Here is a 22,825-nt window from a genome sequence, read left to right on the forward strand (position 1 = left end):
AAAATATTGAAATATAAGGGTTTATATTCTATTAGATATTTTTTTATTACCTTTACCACGGCTTGTTACTTGAATCTTCTTGTTTAGAAGACTTTATTTTTCCGGACTTACTATTTGAATCATTATTGCTGTAATCTTTTTCGGATTGGTTTATTTGATTCTGGTCTTGATCTTTTTGATTGTTTTGTTTTAATAAGTCTTCGACCTTCTTTTTTTGAGAATCGCTTAAACTAGAATTCCCAGATTTGTCCTGCAAATTATTTTTTTGGTTTCGGTCATTATAGTTGGATTGTGCACTAGAATCAGTATTTTTTTTATCTTCATCAATTTGTTTTTGTAAGAATCTAGTAAGTCTTTTAGATATTAGTGCGTTGTGCTCAATACTATTTTTTATGTGAGGTAAAAGAATAGTGTATGGCGATTTTGCTTCGCTAAATTGATCATCAACCTGTTTTTGAGATACGAGCAATATTTCTCTATCTGCATCAACTTTTTTTGACGCTTTTATGTTATTTATTAGTGATTTTGTGGCAGAATTATACGTTGATTCTGCTTTAAGATTAGTAATAGACAAATAAGCTGATATAGCGCATAAGGCTATAACAATAGAAGATAAAGTAACAAGAGAAAATCTTAGGAGTGACTTAGGTGTGATTCTGCTAATCATATAAGCTTCCTTGATTTTGTAATCCAGCATGATAATTCCCAAAGAATCAATATGCTTGCAAGAATAGCAAAAGGCCAAACGATTGGCTCAGGTCTAAGTCTCGGCTTAACAGTATTGTTCTGTCTCCATTGTTTAGAAAGAATATTTTTTGCTTCTAATCCAATAGAGTGATTTTTGCTAGAGTCAACATATTTTCCACTAACCTCATCAGCTATATTCTTAAGATTCTGCGGATCCATCTTAGATATTCCAGGTTTTCCAGTAGATGGGTCAATAATCCATTTACCAGATTGTTTTGTAGAAGAATCTGTAGAATTTATATCATCTAAATCATTTAGCTTAGTGGTGGTATTTGGGATTTTCCCGCCATTTTTAGAACCTACGCCAATAACATAAGCATGATTCACGTATCCGCGTAGAGATGAGAATGTTCTACGCTTTCTAGAAGTTGTTTCTTCTCCATCGCTTATTAAATATAAAACTGTAACGTCTTGCGGATGAGCGTCATGAATTGCCTTAGCTTCAAGAAGAGTTTTATCTAGGGGAGCATCCAAACTAGTTCCATTTGAAACTCCAACAGGTTCAGTGTTGATAGTATCAACCCAATTTTCAATTGCATTAGAATCTGGCGTAAGTGGAACATCAACACTAGAAGACGCTCCAAACCTAATAGCAGTAAAACTTGCGTTTATGTAATTATTTGTAATTTGTTTTATTATTTGTTTTGCAGAATTAAACCTAGTGGTTGTGTTGTTGTTTAAATCCTTAGAATCATTAACATTCATAGAGCCAGTAACATCTAAAACAAATATAACATTTGTAGCATTAAGAGAGCGTTGCAAGGTGCTTTTCATAACACAAGGGCATAATGCGCAAATAGCTAGAAGAATGCATATCAACACTCTTCGAACCCTCATATAAATTGTTTCGTCCGAACTAAGGTTTTTGCGATTAATTGGGAAAATTTCATATAATGCCAAAATGCCAAGAATTGCAATAGCAACTAGCGAAATCCAACTAAAAGATATTTTCATCGTTTTATCCTTCTCGCTGAAATAAGCCAGAGAGTTACAAAAATAACCGCAAATATTGTTGCAATACTAGGATCGTCGCTTAAAGCAGATTGTGTAGAGTCCTTTTGCATAATTGTGTGCTGCTGTTCAATTTTACGTACCAAAGCTAAAACAGAATCAGAATTATGCTGAGTTAAGAAAATGCCACCATTTTTTTCAATAAGTTCACGCATCTGATTAGTAGTGTTCTCATTTTCGCTTTGAGTAGATCCAGAATACAATCCATCGACTTGAATATTAGCTCGTTTTGTTAGATCTAAAGCTTGCTTAAGAGAGTAAACTGGTTTCCCAGAAACAACATTATCTGTAGCTAAAACAATAGATGCACTACGATTAAGACGATTATGAGGTTTTTGGGAGTTGCTAGAAGAACCATATACAACTCCAGGAATCATTGCAGCGCAACTAACAAGACCATCGCCAATTAACGATGTTGCTTCTTTTCGGTTTTGCGTACCATCAAGCCACGTGGAAATCTGCTGATACTGCTTTTGTTGCATATTGTCGATTTTGTCTTGTGTTTGAACTCCATCCAACAGCTTAGAAGCGTACTGCAACTGTTTTTTAACAAGTGAATAATCGTCTGTAAGAGGAAAAACAGTTCTAGAAGTTGAATTAAAAATACTCAAACCAATGCGCTCGCCTTGAAAATGCTCAACAAATTTCAAATAAGCGTTAATAACTTCCAAATCATACGGCAGAGTAGATCCAGAAACATCTAAGCATAAAACAATATCTCTAGAGCTTGATTGTTCGTTTGCGTTTAAAACTCTTGAAGGTCTAGAGCTGAGAATTGTAGTGCATATAAGAGCTAGGATAAGCATTATAAAAGAGAATTTGCGAAGAATATTCCATAGTCTCCATTTTCTAGCACATAAACTTCCTTGCAAATCCTCGTCTAAAGTAAATGTTCTCAAAAAGCTTGATTCTAAAATGTTTTTTGAATTGTACGAATGATTCTTTAAGTTGTGTCGTTTAACCTCGCTAATCACTAATACAGTTATAAGAATTATTACGCTTGCTAAAACACCAAAAAACAGGACTATTGGCCATTTAAGTCGCATAGAGAAAATAGATGAAACGAGTGTTGAATAATTATATATTTGGCAGTTACATAATGTTGAGAATGATAATGTGGAGAATGTCATCTTTTATTCTCCTTTGTTTTCCAACTTTCTAGCAGAATAAGAACCCATCTTGCACCCTGATCCACATCTGTATTTTTAGCTTGATTATTATATGTGCTATCTGCAAATTCAGGAGGATATAATGCTGCGATTGTTTGTCTTAAAAGATCTGCTCCATGAGTGTTTTTCCAAGATTTTCTAAGTGAACTGATTTCTCCAAGTGTATGCGATTTAATGTTTTCGCCACTCATTATGGAAACATATTGTCTAGCTATTTGCGCTAATTTTGCAAAAGCCTGATCTTTCTCAATTTTATTTTCATGATATTGGCTTACCACTAAATCAATCTTTTTACGCCATTCTTGTTTATTTGCATTCAATGTATGAGCAGCATTTTTAACTTTTTGCTTAGAATCCCCTTTAGTGTTTATTTTATAAATTGCAGCATATAGAACTACGAAAGCAGCGCATGCGATTATTAGACTTAAGCCAATAAATGCAAATAGCATTGAATCATCGTTTAGAATTTTATTAACATCAAGAATACTCATCGACTTACCCCACTAACTCAAGCGTAAATCTTTATTGCTTTTAGCGCCAGAAAACATACTCTGTAAGGTAGCTTTCGATATAAATTTCGTCGAAGAATGGAATATTTGTTCACTAGAAGAACCGCGTATAAGCGATGATCCTGTGTTATTTAGAATTTCGTGCAATGCGTTATTGACAAAAGCTCTATGTGTATTAACTTCTTTAGCGCAAGAATCATCTTTTAAGAATGCTGGAATTTCTCGCATTGTTGTACCGTCAATTATTGGCGTAACTTTATATGAATTAAATGGATTAATTGGACATATTGTTACCACGATCAATGAGTGTAGTCTTGAAATTTTTTGCAAATCATCAAAATGTTTTGACGAAATTGCATATTCATCCGTGATAATTACTATTAATCCGCGTGATTGATTAATTGAATTAGCAAAATTTATGATCGTATTTGTATCTCTAAGTTTTTTACGTGTTTTATATATATTTTTATCCAAATTACGTTCAAAATCAGGAAGATTCCTAGATGAAGGAATCTTTATAATATCGTTACCGTCAAATAAAACGCAGTTTAATGAATCGTTACGTTTTATACTTAAAGACGCAAAGAAACACGCTGAATTAGAAGCTGCCTCGTACAAATACTCGTTAAGTCCATTACAAGAACATGAAGCATTCATGTTCGCGCTAGAATCTACAAGAATCCAAGTCTTAGAAGAACAGTTTCTTTCTCTAGAAGAGACCATTGGCTCGCCAAGTCTAGCGCTAGCTTTCCAGTTCATCATTCTAGCTTCATCACCAGGCTGCCATGAGTGAATGTCAACTAAATCACCATTTCCAAAGTTATGATTGGACGGATGCTCTCCTTCAAAAACACCCAACGATTTTTTGGCTACAGGTAAATTCAGACGATTATCTAATTCTTCAATCTTTCGCCTAATCTTTTTAGCAGAATTTGAAACTAATAAGCTTCTTTTAGTATCTTGTACCACAAAATCAGATTTTGTAAAAGATTTTAACATTCTTGTAAAAAACGGATTTGCAAAGATCATGGTGCAGGAACCGTTTTCACTATTGCGTCAATAATCTGATCACTTGTAATAGAATCAGCTAAAGCTTCAAAAGTAAGAAGAATCCTGTGTCTAAGAACATCATGAGCAAACTTTTTAACGTCTTCCGGTATTACGTAATCCCTTCCAGCAAGAAGAGCCTGTGCCTGACCGATACGGATTAACGCGATAGAAGCTCTAGGGCTTGCGCCCATTCTAACTAGAGAAGAAATAGTTTTAAGAGGGTGACTACCTTCTCCTCTAGAAGTTGCAACAATATCTACTGCATACTTCATAACTGCTTCCGAAACATGTACTCTGCGAGTTGCCGATCTTAAGAAAGTGACATCCTGAAGGCTAATCTTTTGATTATTTAAAGATTCTGGATTGAAAACGTCGCTGCCTCTATTGGTTAAAAGCTTAAGCATACTAACTTCTTCGTTGAAGGAAGGATACGACATAATTGCTTTAATCATAAAGCGATCCATTTGTGCTTCTGGAAGATTAAAAGTTCCTTCTTCTTCAATAGGGTTTTGTGTAGCGATAACCATAAAAGGCTGAGGAAGATTAATGCGTTCTCCACCAATAGTTGTGGCGCCTTCTGCCATTGCTTCAAGCATAGCGGATTGTGTTTTTGCGTTAGAACGATTAATTTCATCTAGAAGAATTACGTTAGCGTGAATAGGTCCAATTTGTGTTGTGAATCTTTGAGAAGCGAAGTCAAAAACTTGTGTTCCAACCAAATCTGCTGGCATTAAATCAGGAGTGCATTGCACTCTTTTGAAACTTCCAGACATTGCTGTAGCAAGAGTTTGAGCCGCTGTGGTTTTAGCCAATCCAGGAACGGACTCAATAAGAATATGTCCTCCAGCAGCAAGAGTTAAAATAAGTGATTCTCTGAGAGAATCTTGCCCAACAAGTGTTTGTGCAAACCTAGAACGAAGAATATCAGCGATCTGTTGAGCTCGTTTAATATCTTCATTAGAAACACCAGCAGATACTGGTTGATTTATAGAGTCAACAATTTGATTAGCTATTGTATTGCTGACCATTGTATTGTTAGGTGTAACTGCACGTGGTTGTGGAGGAAGATTAAATACGCCAGTATTAGCGTTATCGTTTTGTTTGCTTGGTTGTGGAGGGAATAATGCCATGCGTTTCATTCTAACTGATGTTTACTACTTTAGATGATTTTACTACTTTAAATAATCTTTACTATTCGCTAGGGAGAGTCCAATCTATTGGTGTTGATCCTAACGATATTAAAGCCTGGTTTGCTCTTGAAAATGGACGAGAACCAAAGAATCCTCTAGAGGCAGAAAGAGGACTTGGGTGAGGGGATTGAATAATGATTGCGTTTGTAAGAAGAGGAGCAAGACTTTGAGCATTTCTTCCCCACAAAATTGCAACCAGAGGAATATGCTTGCCGTTATTATCTACACGGTTATTCAATGCGGTAATAGCTGCATCGGTAATTTCTTCCCAGCCCTTTCCCTGATGACTATTAGGTCTACCTACTTCAACGCTAAGGCACCTGTTTAGTAGCATAACGCCTTTTTGAGTCCACGGTGTTAAGTCACCATTCTTTGGCATTGGTACATTTAAATCACTAACTAATTCTTTATAAATATTAATAAGACTTTTAGGTAATGGTTTAACGTTTGGAGCAACGCAGAAACTAAGTCCTACAGGATGACCTGGAGTAGGATATGGGTCTTGACCAACAATAAGAACCTTTATTTCTTTAAAAGGTATTGTAAAAGCTCTGAGAATATTGTGACTTTCTGGCAGGAATCGCCTCCCGTTAGATAGTTCATCTCTTAAAAAGTCTCCCATTTTGTGAACTTGTGGTTCTACTGGTTCAAGAGCGTCTGCCCAATCTGGGTCTATTAAATCGTGTAAAGACTTTCGCTGTTTAATCTCCATGGTTAATAACTTTAAAACATAAATGACAAATATGTGCAGCAAATAATAATAATTTTTTATATTTCCATTTATCTTATGTTTTGTGCGAGGCATTCGCTAGTATGTATTCCATACTGTTTTAATGATTTTTTGGAAGGGATACAATTATGGCGAACAATAGCCAGAACGTGTCATTCACGACTGATGATTTCGATAATCCACCAGAAGGTCCTGTTGGAGTACATCGTGGAAATCGCGCGTGGTATGCTGTATTGTTCCCATATGTTGTTGTGCTAGTTGTTGCTGTTGTGTTGGGTCTTCTGGCATGGGCGGTTATGTCTGGAGAGATCAACAATATTCGTATGCCTTGGAGTGCAAATAATTCAGCAATTTCCAAGTCTTCTAATGGCAATAAAAATGGCAAAATTGATGAGAGCAAGAGTAAATCTGACAAAGCTGATGGCGATGATTCAGACGAGGATAAGGACCCAGAAGAAACAAATAAGTCAGATAAAAAGCAAGATAAAGAAGATAAGAATTCTTCTAAAGACTCTAATGCTAACAATGACTCTTCGACAGCAGATATTAACAAGACAGTTCAAGTAAAAGTTGTTAATGCAACTAAAATTCAGGGTCATGCAGCTCAAGAAGCTGGAAAGCTTAAGCAAGCTGGTTATGCAAATGTAGAAGCTGCAAATCCTAAAGGTAATGTTCCTTCGGATTCTGTTGTTTGGTACAAGGGAGATGAAAATCGTGCTGCTGCACAAGACGTCGCTAAAACTTTGGGTATTAGCAATGTTGAGGCAACTAGTGAAATAACTACCACAATAGTTGTTGTTTTGTGCAAGTAAATTGCTATTTACTCATTTTGCAATAAATTTCAATAATAAATAATTTCTTAAATAGTCGAGTAGAAAGTCGTATAGAGTGGCTTTTTGCTTGGCTATTTTTGATTTTGCTTATAGATTTTTTCTATATATTTTTGAATATAGTTGGCACTCGGGCACTTAGAGTGCTAATCTTCATTTAGCACTCTAATGTTGCAGGTTTAATCAACAGCTGACGGTTGGTTAGATTTCGACGGTTTGAGTGAGTGTTCCATAGTTAAGTTATGTGGAGGAATAATGGCAAAGATTATTGCCTATGAAGAAGATGCCCGTCAGGGTATGCTTGCTGGTCTTGATAAGCTTGCAAATACAGTAAAGGTGACTCTTGGTCCAAAGGGTCGTAACGTTGTTCTTGATAAGTCTTACGGCGCCCCAACCATCACTAATGATGGCGTTTCAATCGCTAAGGAGATCGATCTTGAAGATCCATACGAGCGTATTGGCGCCGAATTGGTAAAGGAAGTTGCTAAGAAGACTGACGACGTTGCAGGTGACGGCACTACAACCGCTACCGTGTTGGCTCAATCTCTGGTGCACGAAGGCTTAAAGAATGTTGTTGCTGGTAGCAACCCGATCGCTCTTCGTCGCGGAATTGAAAAGGCTTCAGAAGCAATTGTTAAGGAACTTCTCGCATCTGCTAAGGATGTTGAAACAAAGGATCAGATTGCAGCTACTGCAACTATTTCTGCAGCAGATCCTGAAGTTGGCGAAAAGATTGCTGAAGCTTTGGATAAGGTTGGTCAGGACGGTGTTGTTACCGTTGAAGACAACAACAAGTTTGGTCTTGATTTGGACTTCACTGAAGGTATGCGTTTTGATAAGGGTTATATTTCCCCTTACTTCGTCACTAATGCAGAAGATCAGACTGCTGTTCTTGAAGACCCATACATTTTGCTCACTTCTGGCAAGGTTTCTAGCCAGCAGGACATTGTTCATGTTGCTGAACTTGTTATGAAGTCTGGTAAGCCATTGCTCATTATTGCTGAAGATGTTGATGGCGAAGCATTACCAACTCTTGTTCTTAACAAGATTCGCGGTACTTTCAATACTGTTGCAGTAAAGGCTCCAGGATTTGGCGATCGCCGTAAGGCAATGCTTCAGGATATGGCTATTTTGACTGGTGCTCAGGTTGTTTCTGACGACCTTGGTTTGAAGCTTGATTCTATCGACGCTTCTGTGTTTGGTCATGCTGCAAAGGTTATTGTTTCTAAGGATGAAACAACTATCGTTTCTGGCGCTGGCTCTAAGGAAGATGTTGAGGCTCGTGTTGCTCAGATTCGCGCCGAAATTGAGAACACTGATTCCGATTACGATCGCGAAAAGCTTCAGGAACGTCTTGCTAAGCTCGCTGGCGGCGTTGCTGTTATTAAGGTTGGTGCTGCTACGGAAGTTGAGGCTAAGGAACGTAAGCATCGCATTGAAGATGCAGTTCGTAATGCTAAGGCTGCTATCGAGGAGGGTTTGCTTCCAGGCGGTGGTGTAGCTTTGGTTCAGGCTGCCGCTAAGGTTGAGAAGTCTGCTGATATTGTTGCTCTTAGTGGAGAAGAAGCCACGGGTGCTGCAATTGTGTTCCGTGCTGTAGAAGCTCCAATCAAGCAGATTGCTCAGAATTCCGGCGTTTCTGGAGACGTTGTGCTCAACAAGGTCCGTGAGCTTCCAGAAGGCGAAGGCTTCAATGCTGCAACTAATACTTATGAAGATTTGTTGGCTGCAGGCGTTACCGACCCAGTTAAGGTAACTCGTTCTGCTCTACAGAATGCTGCTTCTATCGCTGGCTTGTTCTTAACTACAGAAGCTGTGGTTGCTAATAAGCCTGAGAAGCCAGCTGCTGCACCACAGGCTGGCGCAGAGATGGGCTACTAAATAAAAGTTAGACGTATTGCTTAGCTTTTAGCTAGTTGTTATATGTGAGCGGTGAGTTGTTTTAAAATACAAATCGCCGCTCACGTTTTTTATTTATTCTATTGTTTAATTATTTTGTTTATCCCATTGCAAACAAAGATGTAGCTTGCGCTTCTGTATCCATGTAAATGTTAGAAGCATTTTGCATAGCGAGTTGAATGGATTGCAATGATTGTTCCATTTGTTGGTGTGCTGCACGCCATTGCCCAGCTGTTGATGCAAATTGTGTAGCGGCAGGACCAGTCCATACGCTTTGCAATTGTTGGAGATTTGCGTACATTCCATTTGTGGCGTCTCGAATCGCATTAATCGAAGATGCAACTGCTGCAGCAGATTGCTGAATTTGTTCTGAATCAACTCTAAATTGTGTCATTTTTTCTCCTCATTTAGTGTAGTTAATTTTCTTATAGTTATTCATTTAGTTTTTGCCGTGCAAACTTATCTTTTGTATAAATTAATTTGTATAAATCAAATTTATAATTTTTTAACTTTTGTTTTGCCTAAATTGCTCTATTTTGCGCTTGTTTCTTGTAATCTAAAAACACGGTATTATGAATATATGCCGTCGAGAAAGTTTATAAAAGATTTTTTTATCAATGTGGTTAAAGGCTTATCTGCTTTTGTAATTATTGTATTTTTGAGCGAAAGTGTTTTGTTTCCAACAACAGCTTTTGCTAATGATGGATTATCAAAAGCGGATTCTCAGAATAAAAGCACTAAGAATTTGGGTATTGTTGCAACAGATTCTATTACGGATACAGAAAATCTTCTTGGAGATTCTGTTACAAAAGTTTCAGATATGATTTCAATAACCAAAAAACAAACAGGTGTATTGGTTAAATTACTTTATTTATCTAATTTTACTGGAAATAAAAATCCGTCAAAATGGGCTAGTGATTTACTTACAAGCACTAATCCAGATCGTAATACTGTTCTTCTTGCTGTTGCTACTCATGATGGAAAGCTTGTAGTAGCAGTTTCATCTAATTCTGATGAATGGCTTAAAAGAAAAACAACCGTGGATTTGCTTTCTGATGCGGCGTATCGTCCTCTTATTAGTTCTCAAGGTGCTGATTGGTCTCAATCTGCAATCATGCTTATGAAGCAGATTGCTCGGTCTAAGAAAACTTCTGTAACTTCCAGAACAAGTGTAGTTTCAACAATCGTTATGGTTGTTATTATTGTTGCTTTGTTTGTTCTTGTTGCATTTATTTTGTGGAGAAGAAACTATATTCTAAAACAAGTATCACTAGGGTTGAGAAGAGCTAAGAGACGCCATGCGGCGCGTAAATAAATCGATTTTTTTCAGGAAACACTCAGGAAACATTCAGTTTTATAAGTGATGCTAATCAGTATGGGTAAGAATGTAGAAGCATCTATTGTTGTGGTCGATGACGAACCTTCAATTCGTGAGCTTTTGGTAGCATCGCTACACTTTGCAGGATTTGATGTAGAAACAGCAGCTTCTGGATCAGAAGCTATTGATGTTATTGAGCGTGTACATCCAGATCTTATTGTTATGGACGTTATGCTCCCAGATATAGACGGATTTACGGTTACAAGGCGAATTCGCCAGAATGGTGTTGCTGTTCCTGTGTTATTCCTTACTGCTAGAGACGACACTCAGGATAAGATTATGGGTCTTACTGTTGGTGGCGACGATTATGTTACAAAGCCTTTTAGTCTAGAAGAAGTAGTTGCGAGAATTCGTGCAATATTGCGTAGAACTCAAGATCCAGATGAAGATACTCCTGTTGTGCGCGTTGCTGATTTGGAAATTAATGAGGATTCGCATGATGTTTCCAGATCTGGTGTTCCAATTGAATTAAGTCCTACGGAGTATAAACTGCTTCATTATTTGATGGACAATGAAGGTAGAGTATTGTCTAAGAGTCAGATTCTCAATCATGTTTGGCAATATGATTGGGGTGGAGATGCGGCAATCGTAGAATCCTATATTTCTTATCTTCGTAAAAAGATTGATGGTATTGAAATTAAAAATGAGGATGGAAGCTTAAAGAAGGTTGTTCCTCTTATTGAAACGAAGCGTGGTATTGGCTATATGATTCGCGTTCCGAAAGCAGGTCAAGCCTGATTATGCGTGAGAGCAAATCTGTGGATGGTTCGCTTTACAATAATGGTTCCAAAACATCTGGTTCTGATAACAGCGGATTAAATCAGTCCGAAGTTAGTGCTGATCGAAATGTTAAAGCCGAATTAGTGACTTATTCTGGTGATAATCCTAAAAAAACTAAGAATAAATCTAAGTCCAAATGGTTGCGGAGGCATATTGATGCTATACCGTTGAGTACTCGTTTGGTGGCGTGTACTTTGGTTGTTCTTACAATTGCTGCATTGTGTATTTCTCTTTCTATTAGGCAATTAGTTGGCAGTTATCTTCTGGATAAAACCGATGCTCAGCTTACAGATCAGGCTCAGCTTATTTACGACAATATAGATTTACTTCGTAGTAAGGATTCTGGAGAACAGGCTGCAGGTCCTAATGATTATTTCTTGCAGATTAGAGACACTAATAACAAGATTATTACTACACCTTTGATTCCAAAACTTAAAGGTGATGTTGTTTCTATGCCAACTCTTCCAGAAGATGGAGAAATTAATAATGTTGTTGTAAGACGTAGGCCTTTTACTGCTCCAGCGCGTGTACATGGAGATGTAAAAAGCATTGATGAAACAACTGCAAAAGCTGCGGAATCTCCTTGGCGAGTTCTTGTTCTTACATGGGGTCAGCGAAGCGGATATAATTCCGAAATGCATGTTAGAGGGTATGTTTATATAGCTCTTTCTTTAAGTGACCAATTAGATACTGTTAATACGCTTACACGCTATTGTGTGATGGTTAGTATAACAGTTATCCTTCTTGGTGCTGTTTTAGCCGCTCTTATTATTCAATCTACTCTTGTTCCACTAAAGAGAATAGAAAAAACTGCGTCGAAGATTGCTTCAGGAGATTTAAGTAGGCGAGTACCTTCCGCACCAGAGAACACGGAGGTTGGATCTTTAGCTGCTTCGTTGAACTCTATGCTTTCTAAGATTGAACAAGGATTTAACGACCAGGAAGCAATGACTGAGAAAATGAAACAATTTGTTTCTGATGCAAGTCATGAACTCCGTACTCCATTAGCTGCTATTCATGGATACGCTGAATTGTACTACATGTGGAGAGGTGTGCCTGGTCAGCAAGAAAAAGCTGATGATTCTATTGCTCATATTAAGGCTTCTAGTGAAAGAATGACGGAACTTGTAGAAGATTTGCTTTCGCTGGCACGATTTGACGAGGGTAGAGGAATAAATGTTTCTCAGACAGTTAAAGTAACTCCTATTCTTTCTGATGCGGCAAATGATTTGAGAGCGTTAGATCCAGTTCGAGTTATTCAGCAAGGCACTTTGCATTTAGCTGATGACTGGAAGTTGATGAATTGCTCTAAGCCAACAAATTGCAGTCTTGATAGAAAGTTTATTTTTACTCCAGGTGAGTTACCTAAAGTCACTTTAAAGGGTGACGGAGCTAGATTGCGACAAGTTCTTACAAATATTGTTGGAAACATTCATCGCTATACTCCAAGCGATTCTCCAGTAGAGATAGGTATGGGTGTTCTCAAGGCTTCTATTACTCCTGAAGCTCTTCAAAAAATGGGATCTGTATCTCGTTCATTGAAAGACTTTTTAGAAGCTGCGGAAGTGAGCCAATCTACTGGAACAGGCAGCTCATTTGTGGTTATTCGAGTGGTAGATCATGGACCTGGCGTACCTGAAGAATCTTTATCTCACATATTTGAGCGATTCTATATTGCAGATCCATCTCGTGCTAGAGAAAAGGGTGGTACTGGCTTAGGTATGTCTATTGCTCAGTCTGTTGTTAAAGCTCATCGTGGTTTTATATGTGCTACTACGTCTTGTGCATCTAGGACCAGCAGTGATCAGCTTATTGATGATACAATGGCAGGAAGCGAATCGTCTGAATCTAAGCCTCATGGTTTAACTCTTACGGTTGTGTTGCCGAATGTGATATTTGACGATGAGAATAATAAGAAGGTTAAGAATACAGATACTTCTAGCATGGTTACCGATAATAATATTGTAAAAATCGATAATAGTTTAAATTATTAATTATTTTATTTATAATTTTGCTTGTTTTGACATGTTTTTTCGGATAATTTATTGCTTATAGTTTTTGTTTTAGATTGTTCGGGATTCATGCGCTACAATTGATAAAGCGTGAGCCGAGTGAATGTTATGTGGATTATAGTAGAATATGATGATTCGCATAGAATTTAATGAATTCGAGTGAGGTGTGTTATGCCCAACGGGCGTGTTCGTTGGTACGATTCTAAAAAAGGATATGGCTTTATATGCGATGAGGATGGCAAAGATGTATTCTTACCATCTTCTGCGCTGCCAGAATCAGTGAAAGAGCTGCGTAAAGGTACGCGTGTTGAATTCTCTGTTGTTGAAGGTCGTAAAGGGCCACAGGCAATGGGTCTCACTGTTGTGGCTTCTGCGCCTTCGCTAGTAAAAGCCACAAGACCAAAAGCTGAAGATATGGCTGCAATAGTAGAAGACCTTATTAAGCTTTTAGATTCTGCAGGCAATGGTTTACGACGTCGTCATTATCCGTCTACTGCTGAGAGTAAGAAACTTGCGCATTTGTTGCGTGCTGTAGCAGACAATTTTGACGTGCAGGACTGATATTTAACAGGATTTTTTATGGCAGATGAAGTAATTAATCCTCAGGAGCTTGCATATAGTATTGCTGTGGAAACTTCAGAGCGTGAAAACGCTGTTGGAGATTTCGTAAGTGCTACAGATCTTGGTAGTGATGTTACCGATTTTAGATTTGTTTGCAATATGCCTGGGTATGAAGGTTGGCAGTGGTCAGTAACGCTGTACCACGATGCTGATGTTGATCGTTGGACAGTTAATGAGTCAACTCTTGCCCCAACTGAGGATTCTTTACTACCTCCACCTTGGATTCCTTGGAAAGATAGACTTAAGCCAACGGATCTTTCGGTTATGGACTCTATTGGTACAGCCGAAGATGATGAAAGGCTTGAGTCTGGAGTTAATCCAGAAGATTTAGATTATAAAAAATCTAAAGCAAATGTTTCTGAAGATTCTGTAGAAACTGAATGCTCTGAATCGGAAAAGTCGCCAGCAACCGAACAGGATGGCGAAACAGAGCAAAATAATGAATCTAAAGAAGATAATGAGTCTAAAGAATCTCAAGAAGATTTTGAAGAAGCAGTTGAGACTTTTAGATTAACTCGTAAGAGGGTTATGACTGCTGAGGCAATAGCTCAAACGGCGAAGCGATGGTATTCGGGACAACATGGTCCTAAATCGCTTTCTACTAAAATTGCGGATGGTAAAGCGTGTTCATCCTGCGGATTTATGATTCCGCTAGCTGGCAGCTTAGGAAACATGTTTGGAGTTTGCGCAAATATGTGGAGCCCAGACGATGGGAGAGTGGTGGCATTAGATCACGGGTGTGGAGAGCATTCCGAAATAGAGCCACCAGAGCCATCACAACTTTGGATTCAATCGACTCCAGCCTATGACGATTATCATATTGAGATAGCTCCTCAAGCTCCTAGAGACGAGAGAGCAGATGTAGAGCTTATCGAAGAAGCGATTGAAGATAGTAAGGAAAATCGTAAAAAACATCGCAGGTTGATAATTGAAGACGAGTCTGACGAGTTCAGTGAAAATAGCGAAAATAGCGAAAATAGCGATTCTGCAGAAATTGATTCAATTGATAGAAGTAATAATAAAGATAATAAAGCTAATGAAGATATTGAATCAGAAGATTTTGCAGATAGCACTGATAATTCTGATGATGTTGATAAGAGTGATGTTTCGGATGATGCAGATAGCGCAGATTATGCAGAATCTGGCGATGACTCGGATTCTGCAGACAATTCTGAAGATTTAAATAAGTCGTCATTAACCAATGAGTAACACTAAAAATAGTGTTAGAGTCATGGCAACTCGTTACCATAGAACGAAGGATAAGAACGGAAGGCAATTATGTTTGAACGGTTCACTGACCGCGCTCGGCGTGTGATTGTGCTAGCTCAGGAAGAAGCGCGCTCTCTTCAGCATAACTATATTGGTACCGAGCATATTCTCTTAGGTCTTATTAGAGAAGGCGAAGGAATAGCAGCAAAAGCTTTAAACGCCAAAGGCGTAGAATTAGACAATACTCGTAAACAAATAAAAGAAATGATTGGCACTGGTACTGTCTCGCCTAGTGGACACATACCTTTTACTCCGCATGCTAAACAAGTGCTTGAGCTTAGTTTGCGTGAAGCATTGCAATTGGGGCACAGCTATATTGGTACCGAGCATATTCTCTTAGGTCTTATTAGAGAAGGCGAAGGTGTTGGAACGCAGGTGCTTATTAAGATGGAGGTCGATTTAGGAGATCTTCGTAGCACTGCAATGGATTTGATTCGAGGAAATTCTGGATTACCAGAAGACGGTCAGAAGGGTGATTTGGCTAATGCTGGAGGAGTGCAGGATAAGAGGAATCAGTCTGGTTCTGCGCTGCTAGATCAGTTCGGAAGGAATCTTACTACAGAAGCTGAGCAAGGGAAGCTTGATCCTGTTATTGGTCGTTCAAAAGAGATTGAGCGCGTTATGGTTGTGCTTTCTCGCAGAACTAAGAATAATCCTGTTCTTATAGGTGAACCTGGTGTTGGTAAAACAGCTGTTGTGGAAGGTCTTGCACAGAAGATTGTTGCTGGAGATGTGCCAGAAACGTTAAAGGGCAAGCAGGTTTATTCTCTTGACTTGGGTTCGATGGTTGCTGGATCTCGTTATCGTGGCGATTTTGAAGAGCGCTTAAAGAAGGTGCTTAAAGAAATTAAGACTCGTGGAGATATAGTTCTATTTATTGATGAGATTCATACTATTGTTGGTGCTGGGTCTGCAGATGGTGCTTTGGGTGCTTCTGACATGCTTAAACCTATGCTTGCGCGTGGTGAGCTACAGACGATTGGTGCTACAACTACCGATGAGTATAGAAAGTATATTGAAAAGGATGCGGCTTTGGAAAGAAGATTCCAGCCTATTCAAGTTCAAGAGCCTTCTATTGCAGAGACAATTGAGATTCTAAAAGGTTTGCGTGCACGCTACGAGAATCATCATCACGTAACTATTACGGATGCTGCTTTGCAGTCTGCAGCCGAAATGTCTGCTCGCTATATTCAAGATAGGAATTTGCCAGATAAGGCGATTGATCTTATTGATGAAGCTGGAGCTCGCCTACGTATTAAGCGATTGACAGAGCCACCAGAGCTTAAGGAACTTGATTCTAAGATTTCTAAACTTTCAGAAAAGAAAGATGAAGCTATTAAGAATCAGGACTTTGAGAAGGCTGCCGACTTGCGAGATGAGCAGGAAAAGCTTGAGGAAGAACGTAAGAATAAAGAGCAGGCTTGGCGTGAGGGCGAGTCTAATGTGAATATGGTTGTAGACGAGGATGTTATTGCATCTGTTGTTTCTAATACAACTGGTATTCCTGTTGTTAAGCTAACTCAAGCGGAATCCAAAAAGTTGCTCGGTATGGAAGCGGAGCTTCATAAGCGTATTATTGGTCAAGATGAGGCTGTTTCTGCACTTTCTCGTTCTATTCGTCGTGCGCGAGTAGGATTGAAAGATCCAAAGCGTCCTTCTGGATCGTTTATTTTCGCTGGTCCTACGGGAGTTGGTAAGACAGAGCTTGCTAAAACCTTGGCTCAATTCCTGTTCGACGATGATGATGCTTTGATTCGTGTTGATATGTCGGAGTTTGCGGAAAAGTATGCGGCTTCTCGTCTTTTCGGTGCTCCTCCAGGATATGTTGGCTACGAGGAGGGTGGCGAGCTTACAGAGAAGGTTCGTAGAAAGCCATTCTCGGTGGTGCTTTTTGACGAAATTGAAAAGGCTCATCCAGATATTTTCAACACGCTTTTGCAAGTGTTAGACGACGGTCATTTAACAGATGGCCAAGGAAGAAAAGTTGATTTTAAGAACACGATTATTATCTTGACTACAAATCTTGGTACTCGTGATATTGCTAAGTCAGCGAATACTGGTTTTAGTCTTGGCAATAATGCGGATGCATCTTACCAGAGGATGAAGGATCAGGTTAATTCGGAATTGAAGCGTCAGTTCCGTCCGGAATTCCTAAACCGTTTGGATGATACGATTGTATTCCGTCAGCTTACTGAGCCAGAGGTTCGTCAGATTGTTGATTTGGACGTTAAGCGTTTGAATGACCGTCTGTTTGAACGTCATATGACTTTGGAGCTTACAGATGCAGCTAAGAATCTTCTTGCGCAAAAGGGCTTTGATCCTCTTCTTGGAGCAAGACCGTTGCGAAGAGTTATTCAGCGCGATATTGAGGATGCCATAAGTGAGAAGATTTTGCTTGGCGACTTAACAGATGGTGAACGCGTTGAAGTTGATGCAGAAGGAGAAGGTTTGCTGGGGGAGTTTATTTTCCGCGGCATAAAGTTTGATGTTGAGTCTTGATTTTGAGTTCTAACTAGTGAAAATATTCTAAATAACGAAAATCCCGGTGTGTAAATCTCATCGGGATTTTTGCGTTTTATGGGTTTTATAAATCACTATTGTTCCGATAAATAAAATATGTTATTCCGATACTGTATTATTCAGATAAATGAATTACGCTGAGCATCTAATAATGCTTTTTCTAATTCCGTATCTACAGCAAAAATGTAGAGTCCATTAACTCCTCGTTTTAATAACACGTTAAGCTCATTTTTAAGATTATCAATTGAATAGTCTAACGTAATTTTCTTTTTTGCTGATAAATCTTTAGTGTGCCTTTTATTAGTTGCTTTATCGTTTCTACTATTTTCTGGGCAAAAAACAACTTTACCATTACGATACTGCACTGAAGGTCCAATTATTACCCCAGCATAATTTAAATCAAATCCTTGAACTGTAAATGTAGATCCAATTTCATTTATAGTATGAGGCTGTTCTGCCCATGATTTTTTTGTTTCCTTTATTGAATGTGAATGCTTCGAGCTATCTAACGATGACAATTGATAATTCCATGGATGGCTAAAAATTTTCCCTTCTCTTTCCAAAATTTCTAACTCGGAACTACTAGCATCAGCATATTCTCCAAGTCCCATATACCATTGTCCATTACTATCACAATGTAAATCTACATTCCAAGTACCATTTACAGCAGTAGGATTATTCTTATTGTTCTTATACTCCCAATCGTATGTTGCAACAATACGTGATAATCCGTGCCCATCGCACCCAGAAGCTTTTTCTTCAGATTTAGATTTGATAGCCTTAAACAGTTTAATAGGTGAATCAAATACCTTGAAATCAAAAGGTTTATCTGCATTATTCGAATCTGCATTTTTTATTTCAGAATTACTACATACTGGAAGAGTGCCAATACAACCATTGTATATAAAATTTTTAATCCATTCGAGAACATTTTTATTAGCTCTCATACGCATCTGATTTTCAAGAATAAAACGACGAACATTCACACTTATTGAATCATTTAAGGATAATGCTCCACAATCATTAGCACTATTACCAAAAGACTTCTTATCCTTGCAATATGTACCCAATAATTTTTCTAAGTCTTCTGAATTCCACCGTTGGTTACTTTGTAAAATTTGATTAGGATCAAAAGCTGCAATAACAACTCGAGACCTACATAAGATATCAGACAACATATTTGAACCAGAGTAAGCCTGATTAGCCTGTGTGTTCAGCAAGTGAGCTTCATCAATAAGAGCTACATCACAGCAACGCTTTGGTCTGTCAATAATACCACGACCTTGTTCGGTTTGCTCGCTAAAACGATTAATAAACTGAGAAGGTAGCATAACAAGTTCATCATTATTTTTTTGCAAACGTAATTTTGTTGCTATTTGATTGTATACATTCACTTGTTCTTTATGGTTTACAATTATGCAAGCAGTTTTCCTATTATTGATAGTTGAAAATTGTTTATATTCATAATCAGAATCTTCTTCGTTTTCTTCTTCAACACTATCATAACTGTACTGGCGTAATTGATTTTTTATTTTGCTTAGCTTGTTACAAATTTTATAGAACAAATCACTAAGTAAAACTGTTTTTCCAGTACCAGCATCACCTTCTAGCAAAATAAGCGTAGACGAATCAGAGTCACACTTATTTTTTGATTTTAAAGCTTCATTAACGATATCTATAACTTTTCTTTCAATAGTCTTCTGTTCAGAAGTCAATTTATGAAATGGTGACGCCTTGAATAAAGCTGAGTCGCGAATAATTCCTTCCTCTGGAAATAAATCTGGATCCATGTCATGAAGCTGAACCCATATTCCAGAAAAAATACGTTCGAACTCTTCTTCTGGATAATATTCACCCTGAGGATTGGTTCTGCGATTAGTAACTTCATTAATTGAATCAACACTTAACAAATACTGCATGAAGCGGTTTTCAACATCTAAAGTAAGTGATTTATTAAAATGTTCATTAGCAATAATATATTGTTTTACTTCGCCTTCAGATAGTTTTTCCCAATCATCTCTGATTTTGGTATCAGCATTCAGATGTTGTTTTGTTCTCTCCTCAATATTATTAGTTTCACCAACATAAACCGTATATCTCTCATATTCTTTTTTATGAACAATATAAACAGTTGGAAATTTCAGCAAGTAATGCTTCAAAACTTGAATAGTTTGGTTATCAAGATCACTTCTTTTATACTTTAGATTTTCATTAATGCTATGTTCTAATTCATTATCTTTGAAAACTTTATAAGGTAAATTAACAATTATGGACTTAGGGGGAACAATAGCTTTCATCATGATTCAATGATAGCTATTTGATAAGAAATATTCTATTAATAAAAACTACTAATAGTGACAAATTTACAAATGTTTTTGAATTGAATATTTTTAACTCAATTTATAAATTTTCGATTATGAAAATTTAGTCCACGTATCAAAACTGTTTCCTTAACGCAACAATTTTGATACACTGGCCCACAAACTCTATAAATTAGATTTATCATATAAACAAAGTCAATGTTGTGTAATAATGCAATATTTACTAGCATGAATCGTAGGAGTCTTCCTGCGTTGAAAGTCGGCTTCATGCCGTCGGCTGATTTACTCACCTTAGGCGTTGTGTGGGCTCCTTTATTTTTTTTTTTACATATAACATATGGATCATTAAAGACTATAAAACAGTTGGAATATGCGAAAGCTAGTCATACCCTCAAACCAACTCATTACGAGATTAAGGGGTAAGAGGAGCCCTAGCCCTCATTTCGATTCTATCATATAAGTCTTTACCTAATACGCAGTGGTAATCCTTGAAGCGCAATAAGTAAATAGTGAGTCCCGAACAGACCAAGTGTCCGGGACTCACTATCCACTATACTGCAGGCTCATTATGAAATTAGATGCAATAGTATCTGCTATGTTTTCACTCGTTATTATCGCTGGCGTATGGTGCCATTTTTCACCTTGGTTCACAGTCTTTCCCGCATCGTGGGGCGGGACAACCTGCTTGAGTGCAACACAACAAGCGCGAAAGTACCTTGGAACGCCGAGCTTGCTCAAAGTTGAAAGCACAGTGTGCTTTTCAACGCAAGTGAGGGCTGACTACGTTAAATCAACGAAATTAGTTTTTCCGCACAAAGATTTATGCGAATGTGTTTACGGTCGATGTGTATCGTGATAGCATAGTAGAGCCGTGGTGCAAAGGGCGATTTTATCCTTTTCGTCCTCTTGACAATTGCGCACCACGGTGCTTTTAGGTCTTTTCTAAATGTGTGGTTATTCATAGAAATTCTAGCTAGTATGTGTAGTTGGAATTTTTTTTCTCACATATGAGGTATGGATCTTAATTGCAACGCGTGGCCCTCGGCAACTAGCTTTCAAGACTGGAACATTAGTCTGAGGAGTACCACGCGTTTTTGCTTATAACCCTATAACCACACGTTTTTCAGGCTTTCACACATAAGCTGATGCTATCCTAGAAGTGCGTTTATCAAAAAAGAAAGAGCTTAGCGCGTTGTTACTGCATATAACGATGTGGAAGATAAGAGAGGAATCAAAAGCTGATGAATATGATGAAACTTTGTTATGATATGGCTGAGAAACTTCGTCCCTATGCTGAACCTAATATGGACAAACACTCTAAAGAAGCAGCCAATAGCGCTATTAGAGCAGGTGAACCATCAATCGCAATTGATATTTATTTAAGTAGACGCATGGATGCGCAAGAGTGCACCTAAAGAGTTGCTAATAGAAGCCTATAACCTTCTAGATCCTTATGAATGCGGAGATGTCTATGACGATATAGCAGACGATTTAGGAGTTCCGCGTAAAGTCCATTCACCAGATGAATAAAAAATAAATTTTATATTAAATCAACAATTATCAGATTTTAGCCACCTGCAAAAGGTTGTAAGCAATTAAAAGTATGCGCGTTAATACCGTGTTCCCAGTTGTGGAAAATAAGAGAGGAGTGAAAAGCTGATGAACATGCAGAAAATTTATTATGACACGGCAGAGAAACTTCGGCCTTATGCTGAACCATACATGGATAAACTTTGCAAAGAAGCCGCTAGTAATGCTACATGCGCAGGAGAGCCTTATGAAGCATTAGCAGATTACTTAAGTTTTGCATGGGAACATCAAGATACTCCTCGCAAACTTATTATTGAAGCATACAATCTTATTGACGATGATTATCTTGATTCATATAACGAAATGGCAGATAAACTAGGGATTCCACGTCGCCAACATTCTGCAGATTACGATGAAGATGAATAAATTGTATATTAAAAAAATAGACTTAGAATGAAAATTGCGAGGGGCCCCTCGACTAACAATCTGACGTAAACGGCAGCTGCGAGGCCCTCGCGTTACGTTCATTATATCGTTATTTTTTAGAATATCCAATGTAACAAAGGATTCAATAAATACTATTTTTCAAAAACGTTTATCTAGAGAAGATACGAAACTAAGTTGCGTTTGCATAATAGAAAACGGGAAAATTAATTATTACAAAAGAGCTGGTCATTCCCCCAAACCTACCCTGTGAAGGGTCAAGGGTAAGGGGGAGCCCCAGCTCTCAATTCGATTCTATCATATGAGTACCTTCCTTATGTGCAAGGATTACCCATATTCTTGTTATTGTTTAGCTAGATTTATCATACGCAATAAGCGCGTGTCAAAACTGTTTCCTTAACGCAACAATTTTGACACACTTGCATTATGTCGATTTTTGTGAATGATACTCTTCTTACACATTAAACATCTACATCTGCTTGACTTGCGTAAGAGTTATACCACTTTGAAAAATTTTAACTTTATACTACAAACTGGCTTAACTGGATACGCAGAAGATCTAGATTAAAGAATCACAATAACAATGTTGTTGATGTATAATCGCTTTTGATAGGCTTTCCTGCATGCGCGGGGGTGATCCTTCTATGTTTCGTGTTCTATCGTCTTTCTCGCATTGGCGAGGCAATTATTTGAGCTTCAAATGCATGCAATACGTTTGAAGCTCAAATAGTTTAGTAATAAATATGCAACACAATCTTTCTTAAAGCTTTTATTGAGAGTATATTTACCATTATTTAATAATCATTGTGGATTAG

General features: G+C 37.9%; 20 protein-coding genes. 11 read left to right on the forward strand and 9 right to left on the reverse strand.

The window, feature by feature from the left end; genetic code table 11:
- Positions 1-52: 52 nt before the first annotated feature.
- The 7 genes from GAVG_RS02495 to GAVG_RS02525 form a co-directional block, all read right to left on the reverse strand.
- Entirely contained in the window at positions 53-667 is a 615-nt protein-coding gene (locus GAVG_RS02495; protein ID WP_009994209.1) for a DUF6466 family protein, read from the reverse strand.
- On the reverse strand, positions 664-1,701 hold the full coding sequence (locus tag GAVG_RS02500; protein WP_009994210.1) for a vWA domain-containing protein: 1,038 nt from the start codon (positions 1,699-1,701) through the stop codon (positions 664-666). Before GAVG_RS02500 ends, GAVG_RS02495 begins: the two co-directional genes overlap by 4 nt.
- Complete coding sequence (locus tag GAVG_RS02505; protein ID WP_004115392.1) at positions 1,698-2,888, reverse strand: vWA domain-containing protein; 1,191 nt, start codon at positions 2,886-2,888, stop codon at positions 1,698-1,700. The genes GAVG_RS02500 and GAVG_RS02505 overlap by 4 nt, the downstream gene beginning before the upstream one ends.
- Positions 2,885-3,418: a hypothetical protein gene (locus GAVG_RS02510; protein WP_004115388.1), complete on the reverse strand. Its 534-nt coding sequence runs from the start codon at positions 3,416-3,418 to the stop codon at positions 2,885-2,887. The genes GAVG_RS02505 and GAVG_RS02510 overlap by 4 nt, the downstream gene beginning before the upstream one ends.
- A gap of 12 nt (positions 3,419-3,430) precedes the next feature.
- A complete protein-coding gene (locus tag GAVG_RS02515) occupies positions 3,431-4,465 on the reverse strand; it encodes a DUF58 domain-containing protein (RefSeq protein WP_009994213.1) in 1,035 nt (344 codons plus the stop codon).
- Positions 4,462-5,616 (reverse strand): AAA family ATPase, encoded by a 1,155-nt coding sequence (locus tag GAVG_RS02520; RefSeq protein ID WP_009994214.1) that lies wholly within the window; start codon positions 5,614-5,616, stop codon positions 4,462-4,464. The genes GAVG_RS02515 and GAVG_RS02520 overlap by 4 nt, the downstream gene beginning before the upstream one ends.
- 61 nt (positions 5,617-5,677) lie before the next feature.
- Complete coding sequence (locus GAVG_RS02525; protein WP_004118032.1) at positions 5,678-6,388, reverse strand: uracil-DNA glycosylase; 711 nt, start codon at positions 6,386-6,388, stop codon at positions 5,678-5,680.
- Between the two features lie 146 nt (positions 6,389-6,534).
- On the opposite strand from GAVG_RS02525, the gene GAVG_RS02530 reads away from it, so the two are divergent.
- Both GAVG_RS02530 and groL read left to right on the forward strand, forming a co-directional pair.
- Positions 6,535-7,218: a LytR C-terminal domain-containing protein gene (locus GAVG_RS02530; RefSeq protein ID WP_004138477.1), complete on the forward strand. Its 684-nt coding sequence runs from the start codon at positions 6,535-6,537 to the stop codon at positions 7,216-7,218.
- Between the two features lie 273 nt (positions 7,219-7,491).
- The gene (gene groL / locus GAVG_RS02535) at positions 7,492-9,117 is read left to right on the forward strand and encodes a chaperonin GroEL (RefSeq protein WP_004115364.1); all 1,626 of its coding nucleotides are present in this window, start codon (positions 7,492-7,494) and stop codon (positions 9,115-9,117) included.
- Positions 9,118-9,235: 118 nt separating this feature from the next.
- On the opposite strand, the gene GAVG_RS02540 is transcribed toward groL, so the two are convergent.
- Entirely contained in the window at positions 9,236-9,529 is a 294-nt protein-coding gene (locus GAVG_RS02540; protein WP_004121657.1) for a WXG100 family type VII secretion target, read from the reverse strand.
- 186 nt (positions 9,530-9,715) lie between these two features.
- On the opposite strand from GAVG_RS02540, the gene GAVG_RS02545 reads away from it, so the two are divergent.
- The 6 genes from GAVG_RS02545 to GAVG_RS02570 all read left to right on the forward strand — a co-directional run bounded on the left by GAVG_RS02545 (position 9,716) and on the right by GAVG_RS02570 (position 17,694).
- On the forward strand, positions 9,716-10,450 hold the full coding sequence (locus tag GAVG_RS02545; RefSeq protein ID WP_009993562.1) for a hypothetical protein: 735 nt from the start codon (positions 9,716-9,718) through the stop codon (positions 10,448-10,450).
- A gap of 60 nt (positions 10,451-10,510) precedes the next feature.
- Entirely contained in the window at positions 10,511-11,251 is a 741-nt protein-coding gene (locus tag GAVG_RS02550) for a response regulator transcription factor (protein WP_004112649.1), read from the forward strand.
- A 2-nt stretch (positions 11,252-11,253) separates the two neighbouring features.
- A complete protein-coding gene (locus GAVG_RS02555; RefSeq protein WP_009993561.1) occupies positions 11,254-13,287 on the forward strand; it encodes a sensor histidine kinase in 2,034 nt (677 codons plus the stop codon).
- Positions 13,288-13,476: 189 nt separating this feature from the next.
- Positions 13,477-13,866 carry a cold-shock protein gene (locus tag GAVG_RS02560; RefSeq protein WP_004112652.1) on the forward strand — a complete coding sequence of 130 codons (390 nt, stop codon included), beginning with the start codon at positions 13,477-13,479 and terminating at the stop codon, positions 13,864-13,866.
- Positions 13,867-13,884: 18 nt separating this feature from the next.
- Positions 13,885-15,135, forward strand: a complete 1,251-nt coding sequence (locus tag GAVG_RS02565; protein ID WP_013399550.1) for a DUF3027 domain-containing protein — start codon at positions 13,885-13,887, stop codon at positions 15,133-15,135.
- A gap of 69 nt (positions 15,136-15,204) precedes the next feature.
- Positions 15,205-17,694 carry an ATP-dependent Clp protease ATP-binding subunit gene (locus tag GAVG_RS02570; protein WP_004112655.1) on the forward strand — a complete coding sequence of 830 codons (2,490 nt, stop codon included), beginning with the start codon at positions 15,205-15,207 and terminating at the stop codon, positions 17,692-17,694.
- Between the two features lie 140 nt (positions 17,695-17,834).
- On the opposite strand, the gene GAVG_RS02575 is transcribed toward GAVG_RS02570, so the two are convergent.
- Positions 17,835-20,015 carry a DUF2075 domain-containing protein gene (locus GAVG_RS02575; protein WP_013399551.1) on the reverse strand — a complete coding sequence of 727 codons (2,181 nt, stop codon included), beginning with the start codon at positions 20,013-20,015 and terminating at the stop codon, positions 17,835-17,837.
- 1,262 nt (positions 20,016-21,277) lie between these two features.
- Here GAVG_RS02575 and GAVG_RS07495 point away from each other — a divergent pair.
- The 3 genes from GAVG_RS07495 to GAVG_RS02580 all read left to right on the forward strand — a co-directional run bounded on the left by GAVG_RS07495 (position 21,278) and on the right by GAVG_RS02580 (position 21,992).
- Positions 21,278-21,451: a hypothetical protein gene (locus GAVG_RS07495; RefSeq protein WP_004112661.1), complete on the forward strand. Its 174-nt coding sequence runs from the start codon at positions 21,278-21,280 to the stop codon at positions 21,449-21,451.
- Entirely contained in the window at positions 21,432-21,566 is a 135-nt protein-coding gene (locus tag GAVG_RS07540; RefSeq protein WP_004138524.1) for a poly(A) polymerase, read from the forward strand. Before GAVG_RS07495 ends, GAVG_RS07540 begins: the two co-directional genes overlap by 20 nt.
- A 129-nt stretch (positions 21,567-21,695) precedes the next feature.
- A complete protein-coding gene (locus tag GAVG_RS02580) occupies positions 21,696-21,992 on the forward strand; it encodes a hypothetical protein (RefSeq protein WP_004112662.1) in 297 nt (98 codons plus the stop codon).
- Positions 21,993-22,825 lie beyond the last annotated feature (833 nt).

The organism is Gardnerella vaginalis ATCC 14018 = JCM 11026, from assembly GCF_001042655.1.
Taxonomy (GTDB): domain Bacteria; phylum Actinomycetota; class Actinomycetes; order Actinomycetales; family Bifidobacteriaceae; genus Bifidobacterium; species Bifidobacterium vaginale.